Source organism: Sphingobium sp. WR1, assembly GCF_059693745.1.
On record NZ_JCATID010000016.1, the window covers coordinates 131,981 to 138,085 of the forward strand.

Annotated in this window: 7 protein-coding genes; all 7 read right to left on the minus strand. The window is 67.0% G+C overall.

All coding sequences use genetic code 11. From position 1 onward, the window contains the following. Nucleotides 1-54: 54 nt before the first annotated feature. On the minus strand, nucleotides 55-846 hold the full coding sequence (locus AC58EF_RS18170; RefSeq protein WP_497277748.1) for a LysR family transcriptional regulator: 792 nt from the start codon (nucleotides 844-846) through the stop codon (nucleotides 55-57). Further along, a complete protein-coding gene (gene apaG, locus AC58EF_RS18175) occupies nucleotides 843-1,250 on the minus strand; it encodes a Co2+/Mg2+ efflux facilitator ApaG/CorD (protein WP_497277749.1) in 408 nt (135 codons plus the stop codon). Before apaG ends, AC58EF_RS18170 begins: the two co-directional genes overlap by 4 nt. Nucleotides 1,251-1,282: 32 nt before the next feature. Then, the gene (locus tag AC58EF_RS18180; RefSeq protein WP_497277750.1) at nucleotides 1,283-2,491 is read right to left on the minus strand and encodes a trans-sulfuration enzyme family protein; all 1,209 of its coding nucleotides are present in this window, start codon (nucleotides 2,489-2,491) and stop codon (nucleotides 1,283-1,285) included. Then, nucleotides 2,488-3,480 carry a threonine dehydratase gene (locus AC58EF_RS18185; protein WP_497277751.1) on the minus strand — a complete coding sequence of 331 codons (993 nt, stop codon included), beginning with the start codon at nucleotides 3,478-3,480 and terminating at the stop codon, nucleotides 2,488-2,490. Before AC58EF_RS18185 ends, AC58EF_RS18180 begins: the two co-directional genes overlap by 4 nt. A 62-nt stretch (nucleotides 3,481-3,542) precedes the next feature. Then, complete coding sequence (locus AC58EF_RS18190) at nucleotides 3,543-3,977, minus strand: hypothetical protein (protein ID WP_497277752.1); 435 nt, start codon at nucleotides 3,975-3,977, stop codon at nucleotides 3,543-3,545. Between the two features lie 72 nt (nucleotides 3,978-4,049). Further along, a complete protein-coding gene (gene leuB / locus AC58EF_RS18195) occupies nucleotides 4,050-5,093 on the minus strand; it encodes a 3-isopropylmalate dehydrogenase (protein ID WP_497277753.1) in 1,044 nt (347 codons plus the stop codon). Between the two features lie 89 nt (nucleotides 5,094-5,182). Then, nucleotides 5,183-5,917, minus strand: coding sequence for a DNA repair protein RecO (gene recO / locus AC58EF_RS18200; RefSeq protein ID WP_497277754.1), 735 nt, complete (start codon nucleotides 5,915-5,917; stop codon nucleotides 5,183-5,185). Nucleotides 5,918-6,105 lie beyond the last annotated feature (188 nt).

Sequence of the window (6,105 nt, forward strand, 5' to 3'; positions counted from 1 at the left end):
TGGATCCGCAACGGCAAGCCGATCGCATCGACGTCAGCTGAATACAGACAACGCCTAAGCCGTCAGCGCCTCGACCAGCGTCTTGACCTTCTTCTGTCGCCATTGCGGCAATGGCGCGATCAGCCAATAGGCGAGCAGGGTCGGGCTGGTGTCGCCCACCTGCCGCACCCGGCCCGCGGCAAGGTCCGCCTGCGCCAGCAGCAGCGGCACCCGCGCGCGGCCAAAGCCGCTCACCGCCGCCTCGATCGCCAGGCCCCCGTCGGCGACGCGGATCGTTGCGGGCCTGTCCCCGGCCGGGCAACCGGGCCAGTCGATGCGATGGTCGGGACCGCCCCCCGCCGCCTCCACCGTGACATAGGCGGCCTCGCCGATCTTGACGCCTTCATGCTCGCCCGCCCCGTCGGTCAGGCGCAGGGCGATATCCAGATTGGCCTCGGTGAAATCGAGCGCCTCGTCGGCGGCGATCAGCTGGAAGCTGAGATCGGGCTGACCGGCGGCATAGGCGGCGAGGCGCGGCTGGAGCCATTTCGCCGTGATGTCGCGCGGCGCGGCGATGGTCAACGCATGGCTCGACTGGCCCGCCTGCATCGCGCGGACCGCTTCCTCGAACTCCAGGAAACCGGCGCGCAGCGCGTCGAGGCCCGCCTCCGTCTCCGGCGTCAGTTCCAGCCCCTTGGGCGTGCGGCGGAACAGGACCACGCCCAGCATATCTTCCAGCGCGCGAATCTGTTGCCCCACGGCCGCCGGCGTCACCGCCAGTTCGTCAGCCGCGCGGGTGAAGGACAAATGCCGCGCCGCCGCGTCCAGCACGCGCAGGCCATTGAGCGGCAAATGGGTGCGCTTCATTCGGCCACCGCCGGCGCGATGAGGGCGAAATGGGGAATGGACACCTCGAACGTCTCGCCGCTGACGCCGATCATGCGATAGCTGCCCTGCATCGATCCGGTCGGCGTGTTGAGCGGGCAACCCGAAACATAGTCATAGCTTTTCCCCGGCTGCACCACCGGCTGTTCGCCCACCACGCCGTCGCCATCGACCCGGTGCTGCGCCCCGCGCCCGTCGGTGATGATCCAGTGGCGGGTCAGAAGCTGGACCGGCTGGTCGCCCAGATTCTCGATCCGGATATGATAGGCCCAGAACCAGCGGCCCCGGTCCGGCTCCGACTGTTCGGGCAGATATGTGACCGCCACATGCACGCCGATATCGCGCGTCGTCGCGTGGAAGGGGAAGAGCGCAAAGGTGGTCGTCATGGTTCAGAAATGCGCCCTTTCCCTGCTATCCGTCAACGGCCTATCGCGCGCAGCGCCTGGTCGAAATCGGCGATGACATCGTCCGCATCCTCCAGCCCGACATTGAGGCGCAGCATGTCCTCGGTGATGCCGACTTCCAGCCGGGCTTCTTCCGCCATGCCGAAATGGGTGGTGGAGGCGGGGTGGGTCATCAGCGAACGCGAATCGCCGATATTGTTGCTGATGTCGACCAGCTCCAGCGCGTTGAGCAGGCCATGCGCCTCCGCCCGACCGCCGCCGACATAGAGGGAGAAGATCGGCCCGGCCGCCTCCATCTGCCGCATCGCCAGCGCATGTTGCGGATGGCTTTCGAGGCCGGGATAGAGAATCCTGGGCAGACGGGTTTCGAGAAAATGCGCGACCTTCAGCGCATTCTCGCTCTGGCGGCGGATGCGCAGGTCCAGCGTCTCCAGCCCCTTGAGCACGACCCAGGCGTTGAAGGCGCTGAGCGTCGGGCCGGTGTTCCGGTGGAAGGGCAGCAGGACATTGTCGATCCAGTCGCGCGTGCCGCACACGGCCCCGGCGAGCACGCGGCCCTGCCCGTCCATCATCTTGGTCGCGCTATAGGCGACGACGTCGGCACCATACTCCATCGGCCGCTGGAGCGCGGGCGAGGCGAAGGCATTGTCGACGACGGTGGTGATGCCGCGCGCCTTGGCGATGGCGCAGACAGCGGCGATATCCACAACGTCCATGGTCGGATTGGCGGGGGTTTCGAAGAAGAAGACCTTGGTATTGGGCTGCACCGCCGCTTCCCACGCCGCGACATCGGCGCCGTCGATCGTGGTCGTCGCGATACCGAATTTGGGCAGCAGCGTGTCGACCAGCCAGCGGCAGGAACCGAAGGCCGCCTTGGCTGCCACGACATGGTCGCCGGCGGAAAGCTGGCACAGCAGAGCCGCCGTCATCGCCGCCATGCCGGTGGCGGTGGCGCGGCAGGCTTCGGCGCCTTCCAGTAGAGCGATGCGCTGTTCCAGCATCTCGACGGTCGGGTTCTGGAGGCGGCTATAGGTCATGCCGACCTGTTCGCCGGCGAAGCGCGCGGCGGCGTCCTCCGCCCGGTCGTAGCAATAGCCGCTGGTCAGGAACAAAGCCTCCGACGTCTCGCCATATTCGGTGCGGGCCGTGCCGCCCCGGACGGCCAGCGTCGCCGGCTTCCAGTTCCTGGTGATCTCAGGGTTCTGCCCGCTCTTCCGCTTCATATCGCCTTCCGCAATTCTACCCGCGGGGTGGCCCCGCCCAATATCTCGGCCATCTGGCTCCTGTCGCCATTACCGCCCGACAGGATTACCGCAACCTTCTTGCCGCGCATCGCCTCTTTTTCCTGAAGCAGCGCCGCCAGCGCAACCGCGCCCGCGCCTTCGGCCAGATTGTGCGTATCCTCCCAATAGATGCGGATCGCCTGCGCCACTTCATCATCGGTCACGGCGACGAAGCGGTCGGCGCGCGGCCCGAAATAATCGAGCGCGGCCTGGACCGGAGTGCAGACGGCGACGCCATCGGCAAAGGTGTAGGCGGTGGGGCTGGAGATGAGTCGCCCGGCTTCGAACGACCGCTTGGCCGCGTCGACATGGGCGGAGACGACGCCCACGATCTTCGTAGTCAGGCCCAGCGCATCGCGCGCCGCGATCGTGCCGCACAGGCCCGACCCGCAGCCTACGGGCACATAGACGCTGTCGAGGTCCGGCACCGCGTCGAACAGTTCAAGGCCATAGCTCGCCACACCGCGCACCAGTTCGCCATGATAGGCGGGGACCATGAACAGCCCCTGTTCCTGCGACAGGCGCAGCGCCTCCGCCTTGGCGCTGTCGAAATCATGGCCATGTTCGATGAGGGTGGCCCCGAAGGCGCGCATCGCCGCATTTTTCTCCAGCGCATTGCCATGGGGGACGACGATGGTCACGGACAGGCCCGCCGCCCTTGCCGCGCGCGCCTGCGCCTGGCCATGATTGCCGCGGGTGGCGGTGATGATGCCCTTCACATGCGGATGGGTCGCGCGCAGCCAGTCGATATAGGTGATCGCGCCGCGCACCTTGAACGCGCCGGTGGGGGTGTGATTCTCATGCTTCACCCACAGGTCGCAGCCGGTCCGCCCGGCCAGCAGCGGCCAGGCATATTGCGGGGTCGGCGGCAGCTGGGCATGGACCATGGCGGCGGCGGAACGAAGCGAGGCGAGCGAGAGATCGGTCATCCTGCCGCCCCTATCGACCGGGCGCAGCATAGGACAGGACCGATACGCCCGGATTGGACCGCTCAGGCCGCCTTGCGATCCGGGGCGGTCAGCAACGGATGGAGATGCTTTTCCTCCCACGCCATCCGGTCATGAAGGCCCTTTTGCAGGTCCAGCACCGCGCCGCGATAGCCGGTCCAGTCGGCGGCGATCCGCGCCGGGGTCCAGTCCTTCACATGGTCGCTGTAGCGCAGGAACAGCGCGACCATCGCCCGGCTATGTTCGCGCACGACCTGCGTCGCCTCCGGCGTCATCGGACGGCGGCGCAAATCCTGCACCATCGCCTCTTCCCGCCCCATATGCGCGCGGAACGCCTGCGAAAAGGCGATCCGGCGCCGGGCGACGTCCGGCATGTCCTTCGCGCAGGCCTTCGCCAGAAACTGCGCGAACTCCCGCATCAACAGGCGCAGACCGTCATGATCCCGCCTCACATCGTTCAACATATAGTGCGACCCCATTTTTCGATTAAATCGGCATGGGGCCGCAAAACTTAAATCTTTCCGCCGCTTGTGCGACGAACCGAGGGACGGTCAGAGCGCGGCCAGAACCGCGTCGCCCATCGCCACCGTGTTCATCGCGCCGCCAAGGTCCGGCGAGCGCGCGCCGCCCGCCAGCGCCTTCGCCACCGCCGCCTCGATCCGATCGGCCTGCTGCGGCAGGTTCAGCGAATAGCGCAGCATCATCGCCGCCGACAGGATCGTCGCCAGCGGATTGGCCTTGCCCTGCCCGGCAATGTCGGGCGCGGAGCCGTGGATCGGTTCATAAAGGCCCTGCCCGCTGCCGTTGAGCGTCGCCGACGCCAGCATGCCGATCGAGCCGACGCACATGCTCGCCTGATCCGAGAGGATGTCGCCGAACAGATTGCCGGTGACGATGACGTCGAACTGACCGGGATTGCGCACCAACTGCATCGCGGCATTGTCGACATACATATGGCTGAGCGCCACATCGGGATAGTCGGCCGACACTTCGATCACCACGTCGCGCCAGAGCTGGCTGGTTTCCAGCACATTGGCCTTGTCTACCGAGCAGAGCTTGCCGCGCCGGGCGCGGGCCGCCTGGAAACCGGAATGGGCGATGCGGCGCACCTCGGCTTCATTGTAGGACATGATGTCATAGCCTTCGCGCAGGCCGTCGACGGTGGTGCGGAAGCCCTTTTCGCCGAAATAGACGTCGCCATTGGTTTCGCGGACGATCAGCAGATCGATCGAGCCGGCGACTTCGGGCTTGAGCGCCGATTCATGCGCCAGTTCGGGGAAGACCCTGGCCGGGCGCAGGTTGGAGAAGAGGCCCAGTTCCTTGCGCAGGCCCAATATCGCCTGTTCGGGGCGCAGGTGGCGCTCCAGCGAGTCGCAGTCGGGATCGCCCACCGCGCCGAACAGGATCGCGTCGGCGCGCTTCGCGATGCCCAGCGTCTCGGGCGGCAGCGGATGGCCGACCGCCTTATAGGCCGCGCCGCCGACCAGGCCTTCCTCATAAATGAGGCCGTCGATCGCCAGCGCATCGAGCACGCGCTTCGCCTGTGCAACGATCTCGGGGCCGATACCATCTCCGGGGAACAGGGCGATCAACATGGCTGTCATTCCTTACTTGTCGTTCGGCCGCCCATATTTGAAAGAAAAGGGCGCATGGTTGGCGCAGGCCTTTGCAGAACGAACCCGCTTTAGGCAACCGCTCTTTTGAGCCGCTCCACCAGCCGCTCCCGCGCCGCCAGCACATCGGCGCGGCGGTCGGTCAGCACCGAACGTTCGAGGAAGAAGCCGGTCAGGCGCAATCCGTCCAAAATCTGGGACCAGTCGCCCATGCCGCCTTCAAGCAGGAAGGGCGGCAGCAGGAGGAGCCGGTTTTCATAGCCGACCGCCGCCGCCCGGCTGACGGCCGCCGCGCTGCGCGGGCTGACATAAGCAAGATCGCCGGGCTGCCCCAGCGCGGCGCAGCGGGTCAGGTCGAGGCCGAAGCCCATTTCGGCGAGCAGCAGCAGTTCGTAGCGGACCAGCGCCACCGCCCAGCCGCGTGCCGCCGGCGCGGCTTCCACCGCGTCGAGCAGCCCTTCCAGCGCCTGGTGCAGCGCCGGATAGGGCGTGCCCTCCGGCAGCGCGGCGGCGGTCAGCGCGCAGCTCCAGTCGATCGCGGCGGCGGGCAAGGGTTCGGCATGGAGCGGCGCGCGGCTGTGCGCCAGTTCGACGGTCAGCCCGGCCAGCTGTTCCTCGGTGCGGGCGCGAAATTCCGCCTTCACGACATTGCCCGGCAGCAGCACCGGCCGCATCGCCCGCGACCGCCCGCCGCGCACATAGCCGGGCGTCAGGCCATGGTCCGGCGTCAGCAGCCGCGCGATCGCGCCATGTTCGCCATGCGGACGCACGGCGCAAACGATCGCGGCGGTGGAGAAATGGGGCATGGTTCCTCTTTGTAGTGGCGGGCGGGGCCGGGACCAAGGGTCATAAGCGGGTCACAGCGCTGAAGTTCATACCGTCATTGGTCGTGCGAATTGGCCGATTCTCATGCCGATCGCGGTCGTGCCCCGGGTGATGGTGTAGTTCGACGGTAGCGAAGCTGACCGGACGCGCGCTCATCGATCAAGCGCAG

What these genes read in the sequence shown, in the direction of transcription:
- AC58EF_RS18170 (WP_497277748.1), bottom strand. Translation starts at nt 846, where the DNA reads ATGAAGCGCACCCATTTGCCGCTCAATGGCCTGCGCGTGCTGGACGCG.
- apaG (WP_497277749.1), bottom strand. Translation starts at nt 1,250, where the DNA reads ATGACGACCACCTTTGCGCTCTTCCCCTTCCACGCGACGACGCGCGAT.
- AC58EF_RS18180 (WP_497277750.1), bottom strand. Translation starts at nt 2,491, where the DNA reads ATGAAGCGGAAGAGCGGGCAGAACCCTGAGATCACCAGGAACTGGAAG.
- AC58EF_RS18185 (WP_497277751.1), bottom strand. Translation starts at nt 3,480, where the DNA reads ATGACCGATCTCTCGCTCGCCTCGCTTCGTTCCGCCGCCGCCATGGTC.
- AC58EF_RS18190 (WP_497277752.1), bottom strand. Translation starts at nt 3,977, where the DNA reads ATGGGGTCGCACTATATGTTGAACGATGTGAGGCGGGATCATGACGGT.
- leuB (WP_497277753.1), bottom strand. Translation starts at nt 5,093, where the DNA reads ATGTTGATCGCCCTGTTCCCCGGAGATGGTATCGGCCCCGAGATCGTT.
- recO (WP_497277754.1), bottom strand. Translation starts at nt 5,917, where the DNA reads ATGCCCCATTTCTCCACCGCCGCGATCGTTTGCGCCGTGCGTCCGCAT.